At 69.0% G+C, this 22,921-nt stretch carries 20 protein-coding genes; 7 read left to right on the top strand and 13 right to left on the bottom strand.

What is annotated here, in order from left to right:
- Positions 1–340 precede the first annotated feature (340 nt).
- Together ACFYXH_RS22170 and ACFYXH_RS22165 are read right to left on the bottom strand one after the other, a co-directional pair.
- Positions 341–1,156 carry a winged-helix domain-containing protein gene (locus tag ACFYXH_RS22170; RefSeq protein ID WP_389565810.1) on the bottom strand — a complete coding sequence of 272 codons (816 nt, stop codon included), beginning with the start codon at positions 1,154–1,156 and terminating at the stop codon, positions 341–343.
- 520 nt (positions 1,157–1,676) lie between these two features.
- Positions 1,677–2,546, bottom strand: coding sequence for a hypothetical protein (locus tag ACFYXH_RS22165; protein ID WP_389565527.1), 870 nt, complete (start codon positions 2,544–2,546; stop codon positions 1,677–1,679).
- A gap of 238 nt (positions 2,547–2,784) precedes the next feature.
- Here ACFYXH_RS22165 and ACFYXH_RS22160 point away from each other — a divergent pair, with 238 nt between their 5' ends.
- On the top strand, positions 2,785–3,006 hold the full coding sequence (locus ACFYXH_RS22160) for a hypothetical protein (protein WP_389565525.1): 222 nt from the start codon (positions 2,785–2,787) through the stop codon (positions 3,004–3,006).
- 417 nt (positions 3,007–3,423) lie between these two features.
- Here the strand turns inward: ACFYXH_RS22160 and ACFYXH_RS22155 are convergent, their stop codons facing one another.
- Positions 3,424–4,581 carry an FAD-dependent monooxygenase gene (locus ACFYXH_RS22155; RefSeq protein WP_389565522.1) on the bottom strand — a complete coding sequence of 386 codons (1,158 nt, stop codon included), beginning with the start codon at positions 4,579–4,581 and terminating at the stop codon, positions 3,424–3,426.
- 93 nt (positions 4,582–4,674) lie between these two features.
- Between ACFYXH_RS22155 and ACFYXH_RS22150 the strand changes: the two genes are divergently transcribed.
- Entirely contained in the window at positions 4,675–5,232 is a 558-nt protein-coding gene (locus ACFYXH_RS22150) for a TetR/AcrR family transcriptional regulator (RefSeq protein WP_389565519.1), read from the top strand.
- A 40-nt stretch (positions 5,233–5,272) separates the two neighbouring features.
- Here the strand turns inward: ACFYXH_RS22150 and ACFYXH_RS22145 are convergent, their stop codons facing one another.
- From ACFYXH_RS22145 to ACFYXH_RS22135, 3 genes are all read right to left on the bottom strand, one after another.
- Complete coding sequence (locus ACFYXH_RS22145) at positions 5,273–5,413, bottom strand: hypothetical protein (RefSeq protein ID WP_389565516.1); 141 nt, start codon at positions 5,411–5,413, stop codon at positions 5,273–5,275.
- A gap of 102 nt (positions 5,414–5,515) precedes the next feature.
- Positions 5,516–5,836 carry a hypothetical protein gene (locus ACFYXH_RS22140; RefSeq protein ID WP_389565514.1) on the bottom strand — a complete coding sequence of 107 codons (321 nt, stop codon included), beginning with the start codon at positions 5,834–5,836 and terminating at the stop codon, positions 5,516–5,518.
- A gap of 341 nt (positions 5,837–6,177) precedes the next feature.
- On the bottom strand, positions 6,178–6,444 hold the full coding sequence (locus tag ACFYXH_RS22135; protein WP_389565808.1) for a hypothetical protein: 267 nt from the start codon (positions 6,442–6,444) through the stop codon (positions 6,178–6,180).
- A 354-nt stretch (positions 6,445–6,798) separates the two neighbouring features.
- On the opposite strand from ACFYXH_RS22135, the gene ACFYXH_RS22130 reads away from it, so the two are divergent.
- On the top strand, positions 6,799–7,407 hold the full coding sequence (locus tag ACFYXH_RS22130; protein ID WP_389565511.1) for a hypothetical protein: 609 nt from the start codon (positions 6,799–6,801) through the stop codon (positions 7,405–7,407).
- 69 nt (positions 7,408–7,476) lie between these two features.
- Here the strand turns inward: ACFYXH_RS22130 and ACFYXH_RS22125 are convergent, their stop codons facing one another.
- The 5 genes from ACFYXH_RS22125 to ACFYXH_RS22105 all read right to left on the bottom strand — a co-directional run bounded on the left by ACFYXH_RS22125 (position 7,477) and on the right by ACFYXH_RS22105 (position 14,270).
- Positions 7,477–8,088, bottom strand: a complete 612-nt coding sequence (locus ACFYXH_RS22125; RefSeq protein WP_389565509.1) for a hypothetical protein — start codon at positions 8,086–8,088, stop codon at positions 7,477–7,479.
- A 384-nt stretch (positions 8,089–8,472) separates the two neighbouring features.
- Positions 8,473–10,173: a protein kinase gene (locus ACFYXH_RS22120; protein WP_389565506.1), complete on the bottom strand. Its 1,701-nt coding sequence runs from the start codon at positions 10,171–10,173 to the stop codon at positions 8,473–8,475.
- A 365-nt stretch (positions 10,174–10,538) separates the two neighbouring features.
- Positions 10,539–11,396, bottom strand: coding sequence for a geranyl diphosphate 2-C-methyltransferase (locus tag ACFYXH_RS22115; protein WP_389565503.1), 858 nt, complete (start codon positions 11,394–11,396; stop codon positions 10,539–10,541).
- 32 nt (positions 11,397–11,428) lie between these two features.
- A complete protein-coding gene (locus tag ACFYXH_RS22110; protein WP_389565501.1) occupies positions 11,429–12,679 on the bottom strand; it encodes a family 2 encapsulin nanocompartment cargo protein terpene cyclase in 1,251 nt (416 codons plus the stop codon).
- Positions 12,680–12,857: 178 nt separating this feature from the next.
- A complete protein-coding gene (locus ACFYXH_RS22105) occupies positions 12,858–14,270 on the bottom strand; it encodes a family 2B encapsulin nanocompartment shell protein (protein WP_389565498.1) in 1,413 nt (470 codons plus the stop codon).
- Between the two features lie 761 nt (positions 14,271–15,031).
- Here ACFYXH_RS22105 and ACFYXH_RS22100 point away from each other — a divergent pair.
- Complete coding sequence (locus ACFYXH_RS22100) at positions 15,032–15,646, top strand: hypothetical protein (RefSeq protein ID WP_389565495.1); 615 nt, start codon at positions 15,032–15,034, stop codon at positions 15,644–15,646.
- Between the two features lie 483 nt (positions 15,647–16,129).
- Here ACFYXH_RS22100 and ACFYXH_RS22095 read toward each other — a convergent pair whose 3' ends face one another.
- Positions 16,130–16,546, bottom strand: coding sequence for a VOC family protein (locus ACFYXH_RS22095; protein ID WP_389565492.1), 417 nt, complete (start codon positions 16,544–16,546; stop codon positions 16,130–16,132).
- A 211-nt stretch (positions 16,547–16,757) separates the two neighbouring features.
- Here ACFYXH_RS22095 and ACFYXH_RS22090 point away from each other — a divergent pair, with 211 nt between their 5' ends.
- Together ACFYXH_RS22090 and ACFYXH_RS22085 are read left to right on the top strand one after the other, a co-directional pair.
- Positions 16,758–17,336, top strand: coding sequence for an AAA family ATPase (locus tag ACFYXH_RS22090; RefSeq protein ID WP_389565489.1), 579 nt, complete (start codon positions 16,758–16,760; stop codon positions 17,334–17,336).
- Between the two features lie 221 nt (positions 17,337–17,557).
- Complete coding sequence (locus ACFYXH_RS22085) at positions 17,558–18,361, top strand: NAD-dependent epimerase/dehydratase family protein (protein WP_389565487.1); 804 nt, start codon at positions 17,558–17,560, stop codon at positions 18,359–18,361.
- Between the two features lie 363 nt (positions 18,362–18,724).
- Here the strand turns inward: ACFYXH_RS22085 and ACFYXH_RS22080 are convergent, their stop codons facing one another.
- Complete coding sequence (locus tag ACFYXH_RS22080) at positions 18,725–18,952, bottom strand: hypothetical protein (protein WP_389565484.1); 228 nt, start codon at positions 18,950–18,952, stop codon at positions 18,725–18,727.
- Between the two features lie 574 nt (positions 18,953–19,526).
- Here ACFYXH_RS22080 and ACFYXH_RS22075 point away from each other — a divergent pair.
- The gene (locus tag ACFYXH_RS22075; RefSeq protein ID WP_389565482.1) at positions 19,527–22,073 is read left to right on the top strand and encodes a discoidin domain-containing protein; all 2,547 of its coding nucleotides are present in this window, start codon (positions 19,527–19,529) and stop codon (positions 22,071–22,073) included.
- The last annotated feature ends 848 nt before the right edge of the window (positions 22,074–22,921 follow it).

Below are 22,921 nucleotides of genomic sequence, written 5' to 3'. Positions count from 1 at the left end.
AAACTGCTGCACGACGTCGTCGGTGACCTCGGCCACGGCTTCCAGATGATCGACAGCGACCACGCCAACTGCCCGACCAGTGGTTCCAGGACTGCGTCCGCTTCAACTGGCGCGACGGCGAAAGCCCCTCAGGAGTGGATCAATCAGCACGGGACACCGGTGCCGTACCGCGCCGGTGTCCCGTGCTGATCCGGCCGAGGTTCCGGCGCCGAAGCCTTGTGGGGACTCCCCTGAAGCGCATCGGACCGTCGTTGTGACCTTCCTGTGGCGCGCGATCCGACGGGTCCAGCATTCCTTTTTGTGCCCCCAGGAAGGCGGCACGCGGGGTGGCCGGGGTGCCTCACCGCACGGACGCGTCGACGCAGGGCCTCCATTCGGCTCGAGCTTGCTCCCTCACGGCCTTCTCGGCAGTTGGTTGGGCGCTCTCCCGGGCGACGAAGCGATAACCCACGTTCCGCACGGTGCCGATGAGCGACGCCTGATCGGGGCCGAGCTTGGCGCGCAGCCGCCGTACGTGGACGTCGACGGTGCGTGTGCTGCCGAAGTAGTCGTAGCCCCAGACCTCTTGTAGCAGCTGGGCGCGAGTGAAGACCCGGCCGGGATGGTGCGCAAGGTACTTCAGCAGTTCGAACTCTTTGAACGTCAGGTCCAGCACGCGGCCCCCCAGCGTCACGTTGTATGCCGCCTCGTCAATCGCCAGTTCGCTGGTACGGCTCTCCCCCGTCGCAGGAGTGCGTGTGGTCGCCTGTCGGCGTCCTGTTGCGTGTCGTCCCGGTTTCGCGAGCCGCAGTCGCGCCTCGACCTCACCGGGGCCTGCGGTGTCCAGGAGAACGTCGTCGATGCCCCAGTCTGCGGTCACGGCCGGAAGACCGCCCTCGGTGACGACAACGATGAGTGGGCAGCGGGGCTGAGCGGAGTGCAGTTGCTGGCACAGCAAGCGCACCTGTGGCAGGTTTCGACGCCCGTCGACCAGGATGACGTCCGGGCCCGGGGCGTGGATCAGGGCCGACGTCTCGGTCGGCGCGACCCGGACCTGGTGCAGGAGTAGTCCGAGGGCAGGCAGCACGTCGGTGGAGGGTCCCGGAGCGTGCGTCAGCACGAGCAGGGATCGCCGGCCAGTCCTGGGGGGCGACTGGGGTGTGTAAGCCTTGTGCATCAGCAGGCCGAGGTTGTTCGCGGCGCCGGTGTGGCCGGCGTCAGCGGCGCGGCGGTACATCACCTCCGCCTCCTCGGTCCGCCCCGCCTCCGCCAGCAGCACGCCCAGGTTGTTCGCGGCGCCGGTATTGCCGGCGTCAGCGGCGCGGCGGAGCCAGTCTTCCTCGAAGATCTGCGCATCTGTGCCGGGGTCCGCCCCGAGGTCAGGGACAGACCTCAGGTGGGACGCAATGATGTGCCGGACTGCCCGCTCATCGACGGCGGGGGCAGAGGCAGCTGCGTTCAGCAAGTGCCGAATGGCCTGCTCCACCGCCGCCTGGTGGCCGGCGTCCGTCAGGAGAGCGCGCGCCAGCTCCCGTATGGCTCGCTCGATCGCAGGGTCGCCGGAGTGGCGGGTGACGTCGCGCAGCTCCATGACCTGACGAACCGTCCGGGCATTTGTCGGAGAGGTGCGTTCGCGTAGTTCCCGGGCCCCTGAGGACCCGAGAGAAGATCGTTCCATCAGCGCGTCGAAGTCCTGGTCATCCACGGTCCTCACCCGCTCCCTGGTGCTTCTTCTCTTTCTGTCGCCACCGGTATAAGAGTCCCTCAACGGCCCGGACGCTCTCTGCCTCGAGCAGCTGGCGGATCTCTTCCTGCGAGTAACGGTCGACGGTCAGGGCCACGGCCGCCTGCGTTCGTGGGTCCTTGACCTCTCCGATGATGTCCAGCACCCGCAGGTTTCCGATCACTTCTTCGGCCACGCTCAGCTTGCCGACCGCGGGCTCGTAGAAATGCTGCTCTCTCCGCAACACGCGGCGCTGTCGTTCCTCGCCGGCGCGGTGCCTTCGGAACTCGTTGGGGAAGTCGTACGCGCAGGCGCCCATGAAGTAGGTGGTGATGCTGGCTCCGCCCTCGATCTGCCAGCCGCCTTCGACGAATGCACGTTGACGGAAGCGAGGCAGGGCGCAGGCTACGGTCATGGTCGCCAGCTCCTCTCGCAGATCGCTGTTGGAGACCAGTTCCTCCAGCTCCAGCTCGTGGGGGTTGAGCCCATAGCCGCGCCGGGCGACGAGCTTGAAGATGAACCCCGAGTGCATCCAGCCTCGCAGCACAGAGATTCCGTACCGGGCGAGTTCTTCGGCGAACCTCTCGTACAGGGAGCCTTGAAAGCCGGCCCTGGAGAGGACCCGGATCATCTCTTCGTCCGCGATTCTCCGGTCGATGCTCTCCTGCTGCCGCCGGGCGTCATGGTGATGCCGGGCATCCATCTCACACAGATCGTCGGCAGAGACGGGTGCCCCGAGGTCGCGCTTTTCGGGTTCACCTGGAGGTTGTAGGTCCCGGGCGCGCGCGGCCGCGGACACTCCGCCCGCGTCGTCGCCCTGCATTTCGCCCCTTCCGGTCGTCATCCATCCGCCCCCTGGAGATGCACGGGGCCGACTCCATCCCCGCCCGGCCAGCCCACTCGCAAGCTCCCGTGCCGGTCGGTGACGCAGACGACCCCTTGTAAGTGCGCCTCTCGCGGGCACCCCACGGACTGTTCCAAGATTCTTCAGAACGGGTACGAGACAAGAAAATCCGTGGGGTGACTGGACGTATGCGACGTATGAGCGGCATCGAAAACCGTTGCGTCCACCGGGAGTTCACGTGACCGCCGTCCCGACGCCGCCCCCCGCCCCGGGGCCCGAGGACCCGAAACCGTTCCTGCCTGCCCGTACCGCCATCGTCCTCCTGATGGCCGCCTTCGTGGGGGCGATCGCCGGCGTCCTCACCTACTTCAGCACCGGCAACACCGCCGGCGCGGCGCTCGCCGGGCTGGCCGGCTTCGGCGGCAGCGTGCCCGTGCTGAACAGCCTCATCGGCAACTGAGCCTTCGGAAGCCCGGCATGAACATCCCTGGCCGCCGGCACCCCTCGGGACGCCGACCGGTGCTCCGGACGCGCGGGGCGCGACCGCCCGTCCCTCCAACTCCTGAGTGCTCCAGACCTAAGAGCTGCACACAAGCGTCGAGAGCGATAGTGCTCCGCCGGACGGCTTCTCTGCAATCGCCTCTGCCGTTTGAGGCCTCGGCCATGGCCCACATGCCTGAGAGGTTGTCCTGGTGAGGTGGGCGGTTGTGAACCGGCGGACCCGCAACCGGAGTACAACGCCTCCTCCCGCGCTGGGCACATCAGCAGGAAACCGAAGGTGGGAGCCGGGAACCTGGTCGGCCCCCCTTCACGAGTTGCGGCGGTGCCTTGCCGGCCGTGGCGTGAAGCTGGTTGCCGTACGCCTGCGCCCCTACCGTCAACTCAGTTGCGGGGGTGTCCAGTCGGCATGGCGCAGGATGGTGCGGACGCTCGCGCGGGACGGAGCCAGCCGGAGCGCCGTGTTGCGCAGGGCGATGGCCAGCGGGTGGGTCAGTTGCTGCCCCATGCGGCCGGCCTGGCGGGCGGCGCGGGCGACGGACTGGCTACGTGGGCGGCGCTCGGTGTCGTAGCGGGTCAGCGCCACCTCGACGGCGGGTTCGGTGGCGAGTACGGCGGCGAGTGTGACCGCGTCCTCCAGCGCCTGGCAAGCGCCCTGGCCGAGGTTCGGGGTCATGCCGTGGGCCGCGTCGCCGAGGAGGGCGATGCGGCCCACGGAATAGGTGGGCAGGGGGGTGGCCAGCTCGTTGATGTCGTGATGCAGGACGGCCTCGGGCCGGGTCGCGTCCAGTAGCGCGGGGATCGGGTCGTGCCAGTCATCGAACCGGCGCCGCATCTCGGCAAGGGGGTCCGGGTAGCGCACGTCGGCGGGTGAGTTGAGGACGGCGTGCCACTCGGCGCGGCCGTCGGTGAACGCGATGTGGCCGAACTCGGCGCCCTGCCCCCAGGTCAGTGCGAAGTCGGTCCGCAGATCGACCGGGTGCTCGGTGATGGCGCGCAGGACCGTCGACCCGCTGTAGGCGGGCCCGGGGTGGCCGGGGAAGAGCTGGGTGCGCAGCCGGCTGTTGATGCCGTCGGCGGCCACGACCAGATCCGCGTCGAGAACGGTGTCATCGAGAGGTACCCGCACCCGGGCGGGGTCGGAGCGGTCGACGGACGTTACCTCGGCCCCGATCACCAGGGACTCGGGCGGCAGAGCCTCGCGGAGCAGCCGGTGGAGCGCGGCGCGCGGGATGCCGACGATCGGAGTGCCCAGTTCGCGCTCCAGCGCGGCTCCATCCATGTGGGCCAGCCAGCCCCCGCCCGGGGTACGGGTGCCGCCGGTGTACTGCGGCTGTGCCGCCGCGCGTACCGCTTCGCCGACGCCGATGGCGTCAAGGGCGCGGATGCCGTTGGCGTGCAGAGAGATGCCCGCGCCCGCGTCGTCGAGGACGGGGGCGCGTTCGATGACGGTCACTTGCCAGCCGATCAGGCGCAGGCCGATCGCCGCGGCCAGCCCACCGATGCCTCCGCCGACAACCACCGCACTGCTGCCCATGCCAGGCCCCCTACCTTCCGACGCCCCTGCCACGCTCTTCTACAGGTGTAGAGAAGCGTACCCTCTTCATCTCTACAGGTGTAGAAAGGGGTCGTGACCACAGATCGACGTACCGTTCTCGCCGACGCCGCCATTGAAGTGCTCGCTGAGGTCGGGATGCGGGGACTGACCCACCGCGCCGTGGACCGGGCGGCAAGCATGCCGCCGGGCACCACATCCGCGTACTACCGCACCCGCCAGGCACTGCTCACCGGGCTGGTCCGACGGCTTGTCGAACGCGACCAGGCGGAGCTCCAGGCGGCGGGGGAAGAGACGTCGGCGCCGCGGAACATCGATGAACTGGCAGCCCAGATCGCTGCCTTCGTCGAGCGGCGGCTCACGGGAGACGGGCGGCAGCGGTCCCTCGCGCACTATGCATGCGCCGTCGAGAGCGCGCGGCATACAGAACTGCGGGAAATCCTCGTGCCGCGCGAGAACGCCGCACGGGACGCCGTGCGCAACTTCCTGGCCGCGCACGGCGTGACCGATGCTGAGGGCCGCACTCTTACCCTGCTGGCCTGCGTGGACGGACTGGTCTTCGACCGGCTGCTGGGCGGCGGGAGCGTACCCGAGGAGGAGATCCGAGGGCTGATCGCGGCCGCACTGCGGTAACCCCCATGAAGAGGTCCTGGAGAAGCAGGAGACCGGAAGGTCAGGAGTCAGCCTTCAAGCCGGCGCGGAAGGCGGCGTCGAGCGTCTCCTCCCGGAAGGCACGCAGAGCCATGGTGTCGAGGGTGAAGTCGCCGCTCAAGTCCGGCACCAGGGAGACGACCACGTACGTATGGTCGCTCACGTCCAGGTGGCCAAATCAGGTCGCGTTCGTAGCGGACGAGGTCGTCGTAGCGGGCCTGGCAGCGGGCGAAGCGGTCCCCGCCCGCGCTGACGCCCGTTCCGGTCAGGACTGCTCACCGTCGGCAGCGGACAGGGCCACGTCCCGGGGCTTGCGGTCGATCTGGCTCCCCACCATGTCGACCACCGCATCGTTGTACGCGGTGCGCACGCCCGAGATCGTGTAGCCGGAGGCCTCGGCCCCCCCCAATTCGTTGAGCGAGTAGCGGCGGGGCGCGTGGAACTTCCGGGCGCAGGCGAGGAGTCGGCGGATGCGGCCGTCGGCCGCATCCTTCTCCGCCCGAGCGGCCTTGAGGGCCGGGATGAGCGGGACTTCTTCCGTGCCGAAGGCGACGACCTCAAAGTGTGTCGGCGGCCGGGCGCCCACCACCGGCCCCTCTCCGGACCGTTGGACGCAGCCAGAGCAGCGGACCGGCACACGAGGCGGGCAGCGCAACGGCACCGAGCACGCAGACCTTCGGGCACGAACCCGTCCCCGGCCCCGGGGGACCGGTGTGCGCCGCTGCCCCTTCCAACTCCTGCTGCCGCCGGCTCCACGCAACCCGTCCTGGCCCGATCCGCTGCCCCTGTTCCGGCCCCTGCACCTCCGCGTCCGTCCTCGGCCTGGTCGAGCGCCCCGCCCGAGCCGAGTGGCGCCTCCCGACGCCGGGACGGGACGCCGGTGCCGCTCGGCGCGTCAGCCCTTGGGACCGCAAGCCCGCGGACGGGTCAGCGGATGTCGCCCCGCCAGTCCCAATGCCTCACGTCATCGGCGCGTGGCCCGTAGGTCGCTCGCCCGCCGGGCCCGAAGGCACTGATTTCGGTGGGAAGAGCAGCGCCGGCGGCCAGTTCGGTCGCGCTCCATCCGGTCACATCCAGCAGCAGCCCGTCCAGCGGTCCACCCACCAGCTCCCGGTAGACGTGGCCCGGCTGGGGACCCGGATCGGGGTCCTCATGGTCCGCCCCGTACACCCGGCCCCGCATCAACTCGTCCATGCCCACCATCATCCCGACCACCACTGACAACCGGACCGCCCGGGAGGACTCCCGCTCCACGGCACGCGAGGTGCCGGTGCAGCCGGTTCTGGCACAGTGCCCGTATCCGCGGTACAGCGCTCTTGCCACGGGCATCCACACATCGCGGTTCCACGCTGCCGGTCAAGGTGTGGGTGGAGTGTTCCGCGTGGCAGACGGCTGACCGGCACCGACCCGACGGGACGGCCGTCGGGTCGGCGACTCACCGTGCGGGATTCCAACTCGTGGACGCCGGCAGGTGCTGACGTCGACGCGGCGGGGAAGTCATCATGTTGTCGACATCACCCTGTGACCTCCTCGAACGGACGGCTGCGCGTGAGCACTCCCCCCACTGAGACCCCTACCGGGCGTATGCAGGGCCGGACCTGGACGGTACGGCTGACCGGCCATGCCGACCGGACGGCCACCGTGTCCTGCTCGACGGGTGCCTGCACCATGCCTGCACGGTCACGGGACGTGGCCGGGCTGCGCCGGTTCGCCGCCCTGCACGCGGCCTCGCACGCCAAGGCCGCGAGGGTGCGTGCCTACGCCTCGTGTCAGTGTCGCGCGGCGGAGTGTGCCGCCCACGAGGGCATGCGGGTCCACTGCTCGGGCGGAACGGTGCTGGTACTGCGACATGATCCGGCCGTGGGCCGGGTGTGGCACCTCGCTGAAGTGTGCACCGTGTGTGCGCCGTTGATGACCCACACGCGTGTCGTCGGCCTCCCCGCCCCCACGGCCCGCCCGGCCGCACCAGAATCGTTGAAGAGGCCCGAGCGGGCCGAGCGGGCCGAGCAGCGTGTTCCGTCGCCCGCCGCACCGGCTGCTGTGGCGGTCGGGTTCTCCTCCCCCACCCCCGCCGGCGGGGACGATGACGCGCGTCGTGCACCTGGTCAGGCCCGGCGCGCCCAGCGGCGCTCTCCCCGTGGCGGGCAGCGGCGTTGACACCCCGGGCCCGGCGGTGAGCTGCCGCCTGCCGGGCCCCGATGCCGTTGCGGGAGCGGGAGCCTGAGATCAGGAGGCAGCTGCGGTGGTCTCCTCGGCGGGCTCAGGCGCAGTCTCGGTCTTGATGGCCGTGTAGTAAACGGTCGAGCCCTGCTTGGCCCGCTCGACCCGGCTGCGGGCCACCAGACGCTCGGTGGTGGTGCGCACGAGGTTGTCGCTGATGTTGCGGGTCGGGTGCGTCTCGGCGAGGGCTGTGGCGATCTCGCGGGCCGTACGCGGCTCGCTCTGGCCGCTGAGGTGCTGGTGGATCAGGTCGGTGAGCGGCACCATGTCCACGGGCTTCTGCACGGCCGTCTTCGCCGCGGACTTCTTCGCCGCGGACTTCGCTGCGGGCTTGCTGGCCGCTGCGGCGGTCTTCTTCGCGGTCGTCTTCTTGGCCGGTGTGATGCCGGCTGCCTTCCTGCCGCGGCGGGGTGCGGGCACTGCGGCTGCGGTCTCATCTCCCAGGGCTGCGCTCATGCTCTCCAGGAGAGCGTGATCGGACTCCAGGGTGGCCAGTTGGGCCTGCAGCGTTTCGATCTCCGCGCGGATGCGCTCCTGTTCCGAACGGTTCCTCTCCAGGTCGGCGCGCACCTTGTCGGCGTACTCGGTCTTGAGGGTGGTGTTCTCCTGTGTGGGCATGAGGGGCTCCTGATGTGTGCGTGGGGGTGTTGGGGACGGACTCTACTCACCTGTCGTGAGGAATGTGTCGGGAGGCAACCCCTCCGTGTGATGTGGCCAAGGCGGATTCCGTGTCGCGGGACGGTGTGCCTGTGGGGCGTACGGGGTCGTTCCACCCCGCGGAACATGCCTGCCCAGTACGGGTGATTGCTGGATCGTGGGTGATACTGCGGAAGACTGCCTGCCGTTGTGTGCGGCTCTCCGCATCACCGGGAGAGGGAATCATTGGTGAGTCATCCGCCTCCCCCAGCCGAAGTCGTACCGGCCGGTGGCCGGCGAGGACGTAACTCCCGAGGCCTGGGCCGCGTTTGTGAGCCACGCCGCCTGCGCGTAGCCGACGGCGGGTCAGCTCTCGGCAGGCATCACCCGCGTCACCTTGCCCTTGAGATCGGCGTCCAGGTAGCCGCTGGCATAGTCGTCGGCGAAGTAGACCGCCAGGCCGAGAGGGGTGTCGAAGGTTTCGTCGGCGGGCCGGACCACGAGGTAGCGCATGGTCGGCTTCTTCACGTTCAGGTCCTTCTCCGCCCTTCTCAGCAGGGCAGGGACGACGTCCCAGTCGAAATCGTCCAGGCTGAACGGGCGGTCGCCGCCCGACAGCGTGCTGCTGATGATGCCCTTCACCACTCCCTGGCCGACGCGGTAGGTGTAGCTGTCGTACCGCGTGTTGCTGCCCTTGACCATGATGTCCACGGACACGTACTCCGGGTAGACGGTGAGGTCGGACGCACGGTCGGTGCCCGTCGCGGCCTTGATCTCCTTGACCGCCGTCCGAATGCCGTCCGGTGTCAGCAGATCGTTCTTCGCGACGGAGTTCGAGGGTGTGGAAGTGGGCGTGGAAGTGGGCGTGGGAGTCGGTGTCGGAGTCCGCGACCCGGTGACGTAGGAACCACCTGGTGAGTTCGGCGCCGTGTCGCCACCCTGCTTGTTGCCGTCCGGCAGCAGGGCCCACACCAGGACGCCGACCAGTACGGTGCCTACGATGGACGTCGCGACAGCGATCCGGTGCTTCCCACGGTTCGGCGGGGACGGAGTCTGCCGCGTCGGGCCCGCTGGGTAGGGAGTCGGCGGCCCTATCGGTCCCGGCACGGCGTGCTGCGGAGTCGGCTGCCCGAAGCCTGCCGGTACGGACGGCCCGGTCGCCCCTCCCGGCGGGGGCGTCAGCCGGTACGACGTGGGCTCGCCGGTCCCCCTCGGAGCGCTCGGGCCGCCCTCCACGGCAGCCGCGAGCATCCGGTCGACGGTATCCGGGTCCGGCCGCGCGGCCGGGTCCTTGACGAGTACGGCGGCCAGTACCCCGGTCAGGGGCCCCGCCCGGCGAGGCGGCGGAAGCTCCTCGCGGAGGACGGCCGCCAGCGTCGCCAGCGTTGTCGCCCTGCGCAGCGGATTGTTCCCCTCGACGGCGACGTACAGCATCATCGCCAGCGACCACAGGTCGGAGGCGGGCCCGCCGTCGTCGCCGGAGATCCGCTCGGGGGCCATGTAGTCGGGCGTGCCGATGATGGACCCGGTCGCGGTCAGGACGGTCGACTCCCTGATCGCGGCGATGCCGAAGTCGGTGAGCACCGGGCGGCCGTCCGGCCGCAGCAGCACGTTCGCGGGCTTGACGTCCCGGTGCTGGATCCCGACGTCGTGCGCGGCTCGCAACGCGGCCAGCACCTCTCGCCCGAGCCGGGCGGCCTCGACGGGCGCCATCGGCCCCTTATCCAGCCGGTCCTGGAGCGATCCGCCGGTCACCAGTTCCATGACGAGCCACGGGTAGGCGAGTCCACCGTCGTCCACCACGTGGTGGATAGTCACCACATTGGGATGGTCCACTCGGGCGAGCGCCCGCGCCTCCCGCAGCACCCGGGCCCGCAGCATCGCCGCCGCCTCCGGGTCGTACTCCGCAAGCCCCGGATCGGACGGCCGCACCTCCTTGAGTGCCACGGCCCGGTCCAGCACCAGATCACGCGCCCGCCACACCATCCCCATACCGCCGCCACCGAGCCGCGCCTCCAGCTCGAAGCGTCCATCGATGACCCGTCTGCCGGATTCCCCGTCGCTCATGGCCGGGAGCCTACGAGACGCCGGTGACACCCTGCAGACCGGGCGCCCCCAATCATCGGCCGTCGGCAGCATCTGCCCATGGCGCACACCGGAGTCACCCGGCGTCATCGGCTGCGTGCTGCCAGGAGTGGGCACCGGCTCGATCAACTCCCAGCGGGCATCGGACAGATCACTGGGATAGCTGCGATGTCCGGACATGTTCGAGCAGTACCGGCGAGCCTCGCGGCGGTGCAGGGCGCAAACAGCGGTCTATGGGAGCGTCTTGGGATCAGACAGGAGCGAGCCCTCATGAGCTGGTGTGAACAGGCTCTCCCCTGGGGGCCGGCCGAGGTGCTGGGGCCAGGCGGCTCGGTGGCCGGCGCGGTTCAGACCTTGTCTGCTGCGACCAGCAGATACTGGAAGCTGCCGTCCTTGTAGGCGTCCAGGAAGGCCTTCTCGATGCCGGTGGCCAGGGGTGACTTGGCGCGCAGTTCCCAGTAAGGGATGGTGGCCTCGGTGAGGTCAATGACGCTGACGGGGACGAGGCGGTTGGCTGCCATTTCCTTGAAGTAGCTGCTGCGGGGATGAATGCTGCAGATGTAGTGGGCGTTGATCTCGCTGACGGCCCGGGACGGCAGTCCGTAGGCGTCGTTGTAGCAGCCGGTGATAGTGACGTAGCGGCCGCCGTGCTTGAGGAGCCTGGCGTATTCGGGGAACAAGAGGGCCAGGTCCACGTACATGGTGCTCTCGTTGTTCCAGATAGCCTGGAAACTGTCGCTCGCGAAGCCGGTGTGGAGCATGTTCTTGAGGTGGAAGCGGACCTCGTCCTCCACGCCGCGTTCCTTGGCCTGGCCGTTGGCAAAGGCGACCTGGGTTTCGGAGATGGAGACGCCGTCGACGCGGCAGCCGAAGCGGCTGTGGGCGACGAAGCTGCTGCCGCCGCGGCCCGAACCGGAGTCCATGAGGCGGTCCGCAGGGGTGATGTCGCCGAGGTGGGTCATCAGCAGGTCGGCCTGGGCGCATTCCAGGCGATGGAGCTCGGCCGTGAGCCGTTCCTGGCGGGTTTCCTCAGGGCCCTCGGTGACGGACCAGTCCACGTCGCCGATGCCGTAGTGGTGGTGGTAGATGCCGTCGACCTCGCCCAGGCGGAGGTTGACGGGGTTCCTCTCCAGGTTCCAGTAGTTGGCGACGGATTTCTGGTAGAGGCTGCGCAGGGGATGGGTGGTGGTGTCCTGGACGGTCATGGGCTTCTCCTTTTACGGGTTTCTGTACGGGTTCAGTTCGCGTTCTGGTAACGGGCGCTGGTGGCGTGCCACTGTTTGCTGCCGCCCATCCACGCCCACAGACCGGCCAGGTAGCGGCGCAGCTGGGGGGAGCCGGCCGCTGCCAGGACGGCGCAGTCGGCCTCGACGGTGTGCATGAGTTCGTCGTGGATGGCTGCCGTGCGGTCGACGGCTTCTTGGAGGGAGCAGTTGTCCTCGGCGGCGATGAGGTTGGGCAGGTTGGTGTCTCCGGGGTCTTCCTTGGCCATCGAGTAGAGGTCGTTGAGCAGGACGTTGGCCATGCCTGCGTAGAGGTAGGTGCGGCGCACGGTGGGGTCGGCGAACTCGTGGGCGGGCAGTTCGTAGCCGCCGACCGGGTCGATCAGCACCATGCAGGGGTAGAAGGCGTTTTCGTAACGGTGCAGGAGGTACTCCCACACCGCGGGCTTGCGGCCGCTGCTGCGCCATTCGGCTTCTTGCCCGTATCCGACGAACATGACGGCGAGTTCGTGGCGCAGACGTGCCACTTGGGTGGTGCTGGCGATCCGGGACAGGTGGGCGAGGCTGGATCGGAAGGCGCGCAGGACGGGCTGCCGGTGAACGAGTTCTTCGAACTGCGCGAGGTAGCGGGCGGGAAGGCGGACGGGGTCGACCACCGCGTGGGCCATCGCGAGGCGGGAGCCCAGGAGCTCCGGTTCTGTGTCGTCGCCCTCGTCGACCCAGTGATCGTCCACGGACCATTCCGCGAGCCCGCAGCGGGCCGCGGCCAGCAGGCGGTCGGGGTCGTCGCAGTCGGGATGCGCGAGCATGAACAGGCGCCCGAACTGATGCGAGCGCAGGCGTTCGAGGCGGCCGGTGAAGATGCCGATCTCCGCGGCCCAGTCGACCAGACGGTTGTTGACCTCCTCCCCGAGGGCGGGGTCGTCACGCACCGCGTCGGGGCAGTACAGGGGCGGGATCCGCACCGCCGTGCCCTGGCCGGCCGAGGGGTCTTGCGTGGCGGACGGTGGGACCTCGTCCTGTCGGGCGGACTGCGCCACTTGCGACGCCGTGGACGGGGTGAGGGAGCGGATGGCGCGGGCGGCGGCCGTGCCCAGCCCGGCGGGGCCGGCCAGCAGGCGCTCAAGCGCGACGTGCGAGGGCGCGGCCGGTAGGGCCTGCGCGGTCGTACGGGGTGTCGGGGCCGTGGGAAGGACTGGTGGGTGGGCGGCCGGCGGCCCGTCCCACGTCCACGGGGGGACGCCGGCGCCACTGGTTCGGGTCATGCGAGGAGTGCCTTTCGGATGGGGCGGGTGGGCGCGCCTGCTGGTGGCCGCGCGTGCGAGGCATGCGCGGTCTGCCTGCGTGGGGTTGTCATACGTGGGCGAAACCCGAGCGGCCGCGGACGGCGTGCGGCCGACCGCGCCGGGGCAGCGGGGCGGTTGAGGTGCCTGTCGGCTCCGGTCAGCGCCAGCGGCCGACTTCGACGTTCTCCAGGATGCCGAGAGCGTCGGGGACCAGGATCGCCGCCGAGTAGTAGGCGGTGACGAGGTAGGAGATGATCGCCTGCTCGTCGATGCCCATGAACCGCACCGACAGGCTCGGCTCGATCTCGTCCGGGATCCCCGACTGCCGCAGCCCGATCACGCCCTGGTCGTCTTCACCCGTGCGCATGCACAGGATCGAGGTCGTACGAGCTTCACTGACGGGGATCTTCCCGCACGGATAGATCGGCACGCCGCGCCAGGAAGGGACGCGGTGACCGCCGATGTCCACCCGCCCCAGGGACAGGCCGCGCTTGTTGCACTCGCGGCCGAACGCGGCGATGGCCCGAGGGTGGGCGAGGAAGAACTTGTTGCCGCGCCGCCGCGAGAGCAACTCGTCCATGTCGTCGGGACTGGGCACCCCGTCATGGGGCTGGAGGCGCTGCGCGTAGTCGCAGTTGCTGAGCAACCCGAACTCCGGGTTGTTGACGAGCTCGTGTTCCTGGCGCTCACGCAGCGCCTCAAGGGTGAGACGGAGCTGCTGCTCGGTCTGGTCCATCGGATCGTTGTAGAGGTCGGCGATGCGGCTGTGGACTTTCAGGACCGTCTGGGCGATGGAGAGCTCGTACTCACGCGGCTTGGGCTCGTAGTCGACGAAGGTGTGGGGGATGAGTGGCTCGCCCACGTGTCCGGCCGCGAGGTCGATCGCCGCCTCGCCGTACCTGTTGGTGCGCTGCTGCGGGAGCGCCGCGACCGTGTCCAGGTGGCTGCCCAGCGACTGGGCGCGTGCGGCGAGGTTGTCGACGTCCCTCCTGGACAGCACCAGCACCGTGCAGGCGGTGGTGGCGCGGAACGTGCACTCCCAGGCCGGCTCCGTTTCGGTCAGACACTGGTCGCCGAAGTAGGCGCCGTCGGCCAGGAATCCCAGAACGGCGTCTCCGCCGTACGGTCCGGTGCCCACTTTGTCGACGCGGCCGTGCGCCAGCAGGAAGACGCGGTCGTTCGCGTCGCCGGCACGGGCCAGCACCGTGCCCGGCACGCAGTCGACCTGTTCGCAACGACCGGCCAGCTCGCCCAGCACCGCCTCGTCGCCGTACCCCCTGAGCGCCGGCAGCTCCCCCAGCTCAGCCGGGATGACCGAGACCCGCCCGCCGGTCTGCACGAACGTCACCCGCCCGTCACCCACGGCGTAGCTCAGCCGCCGGTTCACCCGGTAGGTTCCGCCCTGCACATCCACCCACGGCAGCATCCGTAGCAGCCACCGCGAGGAGGTCTCCTGCATCTGCGGAACGGACTTCGCGGTCGTCGCCAGGTTCCGCGCGGCGGACGTCGCCAGACTCTGCTGCCCGGACGCTTGTGCTTGCACGGCTTCCCGGTCGGCCTCAACGGTCATACGTGATCCTCAGCTCTCCTGTAGGTGCCGACTCACCCTCCTTCTTAATCACTTCGCCTGTCATCACACGAAAGAAGGCGAATGCCCCTTTCCTGTCCGGGGTAGCCAGGCAACCGTGTCGTTTCTTCGCACAAACGTCCACATGCGGTCGATCGCTGCCGGCGCCGTAGGTGATCCCGGCGCGGGTGGAGTAGCTGGAACCTCGGCGGCACGCAAGACGCCGACCTCATGGCCGTCGACAAGTCCGGCGTGATGTGGGTCTACGTCGGCCACGCGGACGGCCGGGTCGATCAGCGCGTGCGCATCGGTGGCGGCTGGGGCCAGTACTCAGTTCCCATGCTGCGGGATATGGAACCGCTTCATATCCAGGCCTTCCACGCCGTTGTAGTCGCCCGTCCTCAGGTCAGGGCGTGCGAAGCAAGCCAGGCAACTCGGCCTCCGGCGCATAGGGCGTCAACACCGCCCCGCCCTGGAAACGACCGGCAATTGCCCGACTGGCATCCGTAACCTACCGCCGGTCGCCAGCGAGACTGGCACTGCGGGAGAACGCCCGACGGCGCGTGGATTGCGTGGCTCGGAGCTGCGCGGTGAGCAGCTGGGCGATCACGCCCTCAACACCTCGCCGCCGGTACGGCGGTGCGGCCCCCTCGCGAGGTGATGATTCTGTTCTGGCAAGATCGTGCGGCAGATCGAGGGTCTGGCCGCGTGAGCGAGCTGCCCCGGCCGGACAACGGGGAATTCAACGGGGAAAGTGAGATGAGATGCGTACGTGGACTCGTGCCATCCCGGCGGCGGTGTGTGCTCTGGCGCTGGGCTTGGCACTGACCGGCTGCAACGACTCGGGGTCGAGTAAGAGTCGGGCCGGCTCCGGCTCCCACGCGACCGACTCCGGTTCGGACGCGTCGGACGGCAAGAAGACCTTCCGTCTGGGTGAGGCCAGCCCGGAGAAGGAAAGCGACATGCAGAAGTCGTCGGGCGCCAAGTACACGGTCACACCGACCAAGGTGCAGACCGGCACCAAGGCCGACATGGACAACTCCGGGCTGAAGAAGGACACGAAGGACGGCCCACAGATACCCGTCTACGTTTGGTCGACGCTCACTCACAAGAGCGGCAAAGCCATGGAGATCGGCGACATGGACGACGACCTCGTCGTCAAGACGGTCAACGGCCAGCGCACCCGTGCCCTCATCGTCCTGATGGGTGAGGCGAAATGGCCCAACTGCCCAGCGCCGGACACGGACAAGAAGCTGAGCGCGGGCAAGTCGGAGAAGATCTGCACCGCCTTCCTCATCCCGGAGGGCCAGAAGGCAGCCGCGGTCGAGCTGACCCAGGGCTTCTACAAGGAACCGCTGGAGTGGCCGGTCACCAACTGACCGGCCCGCCTGTAGACGCGAGCGACAGCGCGGCCCCGCCCACCTCGGCGGGTCCGCGCTGCCGCTCGCCGCGTCAGGCCCCGGCCTGAACGCAGCCCGCGCCTACCTCGCCGAGCACGGCAACATTCAACCCACAGAAGTACGTGGATCGTGACGGCTACCGACTCGGCGCCTGGTGTCCTGTCACTCCGAAGTCCGGGCAGTCTCGAAGATTTCCGGGCATCCGCGGTGGTGCTCACCGGCACGGCTCGTCAGTTCCTCGGCGCTGTCCTGGTCACCAACGGCCGCGGCATCGCAGGCTTCGCCCCGCTCGCCACGTCGCAAAAGCTCCGCCTCGCCGCCCGACGGTGCTGGGTGGTGGGTGGTGGGCCACCATCCCGCGCGTACGGAGCAGTGCCGGCCGACGACGGCTGTCCCTGATCCCGGGCCGCCCCAAGAGCCCGACACCGGTGGCAGGGCCCTTGGGGACGATGCCAGGGAGCGTCAGGCCCCGGCCTCAGTGATGTTGACCATCCAGCCGATCTCGAACTTGTCCGTACACATGCCGAACACGTCACCCCACATCTGCTTCTCCAGCGGGACCGACACATTTCCCCCATCGGACAGCTTCTCCCAGTAGCCGCGCAGCTCATCGGCGTCGTCGCCGCTCAGACTCACGGAGAAGTTGTTGCCGGGCTTGCGCTCCATGCCGGGAGGGTTGTCGGCGCCCATGAGCGTGAAGCCGCTCGGGGTCTCCAGCTGGCCATGCATGATCTTGTCGGCGTACGCGGGCGGCGCCTCGGAGCCGAAGTCGCCGAAGGTATGGACCGTCAGGGTGCCGCCGAAGACGTCCTTGTAGAACTCCATGGCTTGCTTGGCGTCACCGGCGAAGCTGATGTAGGGGTTGAGTCGAGAGGCCACAGCACGATCCTTTCGTGATGGTTTGTCAGGACTGCACAGTAGCCCCGGTCGACCCCCGCCGTCGTGATCTCCATCGCCTTCTGGACGGCTTCGATCCCGCTGCATCCGCCGGCCGCCTACATCCTGTGGACGGCCGAGCTCGCCGGGGCTATGGGGCAGTTCGGTCATCTACCCTCTCAAGGCCTTGATCGCTGCCGCACGGAGGATTCGCATGACCTTGCACCTGGTACCCATCGACCGCGAGCCGGCTGCCGGGGCTGTCCTGCTGACCGGCATTCCCGGGAGCGGTAAGTCCACGGTGGCCGCTGCGCTGGCTGCCCGGCTTGGGATGTCGGCCCATGTTGAGGTGGATGCACTCCAGCAGATGATCGTCAGCGGAGGCCAATGGCCCTCGCCGACTGAGAACGCGGAAGCCGACCGGCAGATCTTCCTGCGGGCTCGCAACGCGTGTCTTCTGGCTGACAGCTTCGCAAGGGCGGGCTTCATCCCCGTGCTCGACGACGTCGTGGTCCGCCGTTCCCACCTTGACTTCTACCGCACGACGTTCACGGCCAAGCCGCTCCACATCGTCATCCTGGCTCCGGGCCCGGCGACAGCGTGGCAGCGCAACCAGGCGCGGCAGAAGGTCTTGGCTACGGACTGGGCGCCGCTGGACGCGGCGATGCGCGCAGAGCTCGAGCAGGAGGGAACCTGGATCGACAACGCGGCGCAGTCGCTCGATGAAACGGTCGAGGCGGTCCTGTCCGTGACCGGCCTGGCATCCACTTCCGAGATGGATCACGCTCTGTGATGATCACCGGTGGCGCGTGGAGATCTGACGGATACACAGGGCTCCGGCTGGAGCCGCTGTTACCCAGGGGCAGGAAGCCTGGCCGGCCACCGATAGGGACGCCGCGGCAGCTGATCGACGGCATACGGTGGCGAACCCGGTCCCCAGTCGCCGCGACGACCGGAGATGAGAGGATCATCGTCGGCCCGAGGGCGCGGTTGAGGTCTTGCAGGGGAGGCGCAGTGGGGCTGGGAACGGTGGTCGTTACTGGTGCGGCAGGGAATATCGGCTCGGTCGTGCGGCAGGCCTTGCGCACAGAGGTGAGCCAGCTGGTCCTGCTCGATCGCGTTCCGCTTCAGCAAGAGGCAGCAAACGAGGTGGTCCACACCGTCGACCTACGAGATGCGCCCGCCGTAGAAGCGGCGCTCTCGGGTGCGGATGCCGTGCTCCACCTGGGCGGGCTGCCGGATGAAGCACCGCTGCCCGACCTCCTGGAAGCCAATGTGCTGGGCACCCACCATGTCCTGGAAGCCGCCCGGCGCACGGCGATTCCACGTGTAGTGCTGGCCAGCAGCAACCGCGTGACCGGCTTCTATCCCACAGCGCATCTCACCGGCCCGCAAGAACCGGTGCGCCCGGATGGTCTGTACGGGGTGAGCAAGGCAGCCATCGAGGCCCTGGGACAGCTCTATGCGGACAAGTTCGGCCTCTCCGTGATCTGCCTGCGCATCGGTAGCTTCGAGGAGGCCCCCACCGAGCCCCGCCACCTCGCGACCTGGTTGAGCCCGCAGGATGCCGTCGGCTTCAGCAGGGCCGCACTCACCGCCCCTCTCTCCACTCGCTTCGCCACCGTGTACGCCGTCTCCGCCAACACCCGCCGCTTCTGGGAACTCCCCACGGAATCCGAACTGGCCTACACACCTGCCGACAACGCCGAAGTACACGCAGCACGCATCACCGACGCCCACATCCCTGCCGACCCCGCAGCTCCGCAAGCCGGCCCGTACGCCCTGCCCGAATTCACGTTGAAGCACATACACCCCTGATCTGACCTTGGCCCACCGCTCGGGCGCTCGCAGATGGCTCGCCGAAGTGAGGAACCAAGAACAGAAGTGGGGAATTTCCCATCTACGAGCCCCAACAACATCGAGCCTGCGGGCAACGGCCCCTTCAAGAAGCCGGGTCAGAACGAAGAGAAACAGGGGCGCTGCCCGGCTCACACGCCTGAGAGCAGGCGTCTGCGGCACGGGGCGGATACGGCCTTCGTCCACGAAATGAGCACGGCGGCCGGTACCGCTCCCATCAGTCTCTGCACCCTCTGGCTCTCCCGCCGCTGACCTGAGCCCCGCTCCAGCCGTCGCCGGCCAACTGCCGGCCTGAGCAACGCCGCGACGTGACCTGCGTCAGGTTCAATGCCAGTACGAGGGCTCGCCCCCTGGCTGGTCGGTGGAGAGCCCCCACACGCACAACACGACGAACACCAGCACGATCAACAGGAGGCACCCGCATCCCGTGAGCTGCTCACGCAGCTGGGCTTGCCGCCCTTGACGGGTATCGGTCCGCCGGCTCGGGTCGACGGATGCTGTGCCGTTGTCGAGGGCAGCAGCCAGGTGCAGCACATCCTCGTAGTGATACACCCGCGATGTGCTCGGTCCCCACGTGCCGTAGCCCGTCCGCGTCTCGCACCGTACATCGTGAGCTGCGGCGACCTCGTGGACGCAGCTTTGACGCACGCGACAGACCGCCGCGACTTGTCGGGCTCTCAGCCAAGCACGGCCGTAGCTCTGCTCATCCGCCGTCATCCACGCCCCCGTATCTCCTGGAAGGAGATACCCAGTTGCCGGCGCGGCGAGCCCGAAAGGGGAAAGGGAATCCGAGAACGGCCACGACATGCGTGAATCCGTACGCGCCGCATGGAAGCGGAGACCACCCCTCGTGTGACCGGCCACGGCCGCCGCCGAGCACTCGGGCAGGTGCCAGGTCTCGGTGATCCCCCTCCCGTCATGACCGCCATCGTGCGGCCAGAGGATCGTCCAATCGCGGCCCAGAACGGGCTGAACCTCTTACGACGAACACCGCTTGACGCCCGTCACGTCGTGGCTGTTCGTGATGACCGCAGAGTCTTTACAACCCTGGGGCGTACTGCCATGGTCATGTCCCACGTGGCGTCGCCGCGGAAGGCGACGCCCTATTCGTGGGGGGGACGTCGACATGATCCGTGGCTTCGCACCGTTGCGTCTCAGGCGACTGTCCCGGTTCAGATCCCGGAGCCTGCTCCTGCTGGCCCTGACCGCAACCCTCGCGGCACTCCTCCCCCTCCTCATATTCGGCGGCAGCGCGAGCGCCGGGCCGCAGGCTCTGCCCGCGGCGGACCCGACGTCCCCGCCGCCGGCCCCGCACCACCAGGCCGCCCCCGCCGCCGCCATGGAGCCCGCCGCGCCCACCCTGCCCCGCGACGGCTGGACCGCGACCGCAAGCGACCACGAAACAGCGAGGGGCGACCACAGTCCAGCCCGCGCCCTGGACGCCGACCCCGACACCATGTGGCACAGCAAGTGGACCGCCCCGACCACCGCGTTGCCGCACAGCATCACCATCGACATGAAGAAGACGGTGGTCGTCTCCGCGCTGGTCTACCAGCCGCGTGCCACCGGCATCAACGGCCGGGTCGGCGAGTACGCGATCCACCTCAGCGCCGACGGAGACGCGTGGGGTGCTGCCGTGGCCACCGGCACCCTGGCCGACGACAACACCGTCAAGACCCTGAGCTTCGCGCCCAAGGGCGCCCGCTACATACGCCTGACCGCGACCACCGAGGCCGGCAGCCGCGGCCCCTGGACCAGCGCCGGCGAGATCAACCTGCTCGGCGATCCGGGCACCACCGCCTCCGTGGTCGACCTGCCCCGCGACGGCTGGACCGCGACCGCAAGCGACCACGAGACGGCAAGGGGCAACCACAGTCCAGCCCGCGCCCTGGACGCCGACCCCGACACCATGTGGCACAGCAAGTGGACACCCACGGCCACCACGTTGCCGCACAGCATCACCATCGACATGAAAACGGCCCGCCCCGTCTCCGCCCTCTCCTACGAGCCCCGCCGCACCGGCATCAACGGCCGGATCGGCGCCTACACCGTCACCACCAGCACCAACGGCACCACCTTCAGCACTCCGGTGGCGAGCGGCACCTGGAAGGACGACGACATGTTGAAGGGCGCCACCTTCACGCGTACCGTCACCGCGCGCTACGTACGGCTCACCGCGACCACCGAGGCGGGGCGCCGCGGGCCGTGGTCCTCAGCGGCCGAGATCCGGGTCAGCGGTCCCGCCGACCCCGCCGCCCACGGCATGTGGGGCAAAGTGACGGGCTTCCCGCTGGTCCCCGTCGCCACCGCGGTGCTGCCCAACAACAAGATGCTCGCGTGGTCCGCGTACGGCGTCGACCGCTTCGGCGGCAGCAACGGCTACACCCAGACCGCGATCATGGACCTCGCGACCGGCCGCGTCACCCAGCGCCGCGTGGACAACACCGGGCACGACATGTTCTGCCCCGGCATCGCGGTGCTCGAGGACAGCCGGGTCCTGGTCACCGGCGGCTCCAACGCCAAGCGCGCCAGCATATACGACCCCGCGACCGACGCATGGACCTCGACCGCGGACATGAACGTCGCACGCGGCTACCAGGCGATGACGCTCCTCTCCACCGGTGACGCCTTCGTCCTCGGCGGATCCTGGAGCGGCGGCAACGACGGCAAGGGCGGTGAGGTCTGGTCCTCCGCCAACGGCACATGGCGCAAGCTCAGCGGCGTCCCCGTCGCCACGACCATGACCGCCGACCCGCGCGGCCCCTACCGCGCCGACAACCACCAGTGGCTGCACGCCACCTCGATGGGGCGCGTGCTGCACCTCGGCCCCAGCAAGCAGATCAACTGGATCTCCACCAGCGGCAACGGCAGCATCACCGCGGCCGGCACCCGCGCCGACAGCCCGGACGCGATGAACGGCAACGCGGTCGCATACGACATCGGCAAGCTGCTCACCCTGGGCGGCGCCACCGCGTACGAGAACGTGAAGGCGACCAGGCGCGCCTACACCGTCGACCTCAACGGGGGCGGTACGCCGGTCAGCTCCCGCACCGGCGACATGGCCTACGCCCGCGCCTTCGGCAACAGCGTCGTGATGCCGGACGGCAAGGTCGCGGTCTTCGGCGGCCAGTCCTACCCGGTCCCGTTCAGCGACGCGACCTCGGCGATGACCCCGGAGATCTGGGACCCGGCGACAGGCAGGTTCACGCGGATGGCGTCGATGGCGGTGCCGCGCAACTACCACAGCGTCGCCAACCTGCTGCCCGACGGCCGCATCTTCAGCGGCGGCGGCGGCCTGTGCGGCGCCTGCGCCACCAACCACGCCGACGGGGCGATCTTCACCCCGCCCTATCTCCTCAACGCCGATGGCACCGAGAAAACCCGGCCCGTCATCAGCGGCGGCGTCCCGGCCCACGCGGCCAACGGGGAGAAACTCGCGGTGACCACCGACTCGGAGGTCACCTCGTTCGCACTGGTCCGGGCGGGCGCCGCGACCCACTCCACGGACAACGACCAGCGCCGCGTGCCGCTCACCTTCCGCCAGACAGGCACGGGGGCCTATGAGGTCACGGTGCCGGCCGACCCGGGCGTGGCGCTTCCAGGCACATACTTCCTCTTCGCGCTGAACGCCCAAGGAGTGCCCAGCAAAGCCACCATGCTCAACCTGCACTGACGCCAAGCGTCCTCAGCGTCCCTTTTTTCAGCGCCAGTTTGCGATGGCGCCCCACCGCTCGTGGCATTGACCGGCTCACTGGCCGTCGAACGGACCATCGCTGGCTGATGAACGCCCGTCGCAGCGTCCGCGATCACGAGCGGCTGCCCCGGCACTCGGAAGGGGCTGGTGGTGGTGCGCACTTGGTCGTGACTGCGGGCCGGGCACGGTGCGGGTTCGTCGTCTGGATCGGCTTGCTGCTGAATGGTTGCGCGGGCTCTGTCGGCCGCCGTGGTGAAGTCGCCTCGGCCATCGTGGCTTGGCCTCCGTCAGCCTCGGGAGCAGGTACACAACAGGGCAGACGAGTGTAGGTGCTGCTGTGCAACAGCACACCTCTTGGCCGTGGAGCCGGATCCTTTGGCTGGAGTGCCCTTCCCTCCGAGCTCCTGGCGCGGCCGTATGCCGTGCTGCTAGCGTCCCTTGCAGTGCCGGAGGTTCCACGGATCCGGTTACGGGCGCGGAGAGTTGGCTCGGCAGCAGGGCTTGTCTGGCCTTGAGAGGGCAACGCTGGGGGGCGGCGTGGGTGTCACTCCATTGTCGGGAGTTCACGGCATCTGGAACTACCAGTACCTGAAGGACGCAGCGTTCGACATGCCTGGGGCGATCGGGGCGATCGGAGCAGACTGGTCCAGGTGGGTGGGGCGGGGTCTGCGGAAGGTAGACGCCGCGTTAGCCCCTCCCGGTCCGATACCCGTCGCGTACTACTCCGACTGCCTGTTCCGCGGCGTTCGCATGGGCGGCGAGGATCCGAGGCGGCTCACACCGTTCGGCCAGGAATTGCTCGCGGCGTGGATCGAGGAAGTGCGCTT

Source organism: Streptomyces sp. NPDC002730, assembly GCF_042888805.1.
In the GTDB taxonomy this organism is placed as follows: domain Bacteria; phylum Actinomycetota; class Actinomycetes; order Streptomycetales; family Streptomycetaceae; genus Streptomyces.
The sequence above is the reverse complement of the archived record's forward strand: the minus strand, read 5'-3'. Positions and strand labels throughout refer to the sequence as shown.

Excerpts from the sequence above, each read along its gene's own strand:
- ACFYXH_RS22170 (WP_389565810.1), bottom strand. The coding sequence starts at position 1,156 with ATGCACAAGGCTTACACACCCCAGTCGCCCCCCAGGACTGGCCGGCGA.
- ACFYXH_RS22165 (WP_389565527.1), bottom strand. The coding sequence starts at position 2,546 with ATGACGACCGGAAGGGGCGAAATGCAGGGCGACGACGCGGGCGGAGTG.
- ACFYXH_RS22155 (WP_389565522.1), bottom strand. The coding sequence starts at position 4,581 with ATGGGCAGCAGTGCGGTGGTTGTCGGCGGAGGCATCGGTGGGCTGGCC.
- ACFYXH_RS22135 (WP_389565808.1), bottom strand. The coding sequence starts at position 6,444 with ATGGACGAGTTGATGCGGGGCCGGGTGTACGGGGCGGACCATGAGGAC.
- ACFYXH_RS22125 (WP_389565509.1), bottom strand. The coding sequence starts at position 8,088 with ATGCCCACACAGGAGAACACCACCCTCAAGACCGAGTACGCCGACAAG.
- ACFYXH_RS22120 (WP_389565506.1), bottom strand. The coding sequence starts at position 10,173 with ATGAGCGACGGGGAATCCGGCAGACGGGTCATCGATGGACGCTTCGAG.
- ACFYXH_RS22115 (WP_389565503.1), bottom strand. The coding sequence starts at position 11,396 with ATGACCGTCCAGGACACCACCACCCATCCCCTGCGCAGCCTCTACCAG.
- ACFYXH_RS22110 (WP_389565501.1), bottom strand. The coding sequence starts at position 12,679 with ATGACCCGAACCAGTGGCGCCGGCGTCCCCCCGTGGACGTGGGACGGG.
- ACFYXH_RS22105 (WP_389565498.1), bottom strand. The coding sequence starts at position 14,270 with ATGACCGTTGAGGCCGACCGGGAAGCCGTGCAAGCACAAGCGTCCGGG.
- ACFYXH_RS22100 (WP_389565495.1), top strand. The coding sequence starts at position 15,032 with ATGCGTACGTGGACTCGTGCCATCCCGGCGGCGGTGTGTGCTCTGGCG.
- ACFYXH_RS22090 (WP_389565489.1), top strand. The coding sequence starts at position 16,758 with ATGACCTTGCACCTGGTACCCATCGACCGCGAGCCGGCTGCCGGGGCT.
- ACFYXH_RS22075 (WP_389565482.1), top strand. The coding sequence starts at position 19,527 with ATGATCCGTGGCTTCGCACCGTTGCGTCTCAGGCGACTGTCCCGGTTC.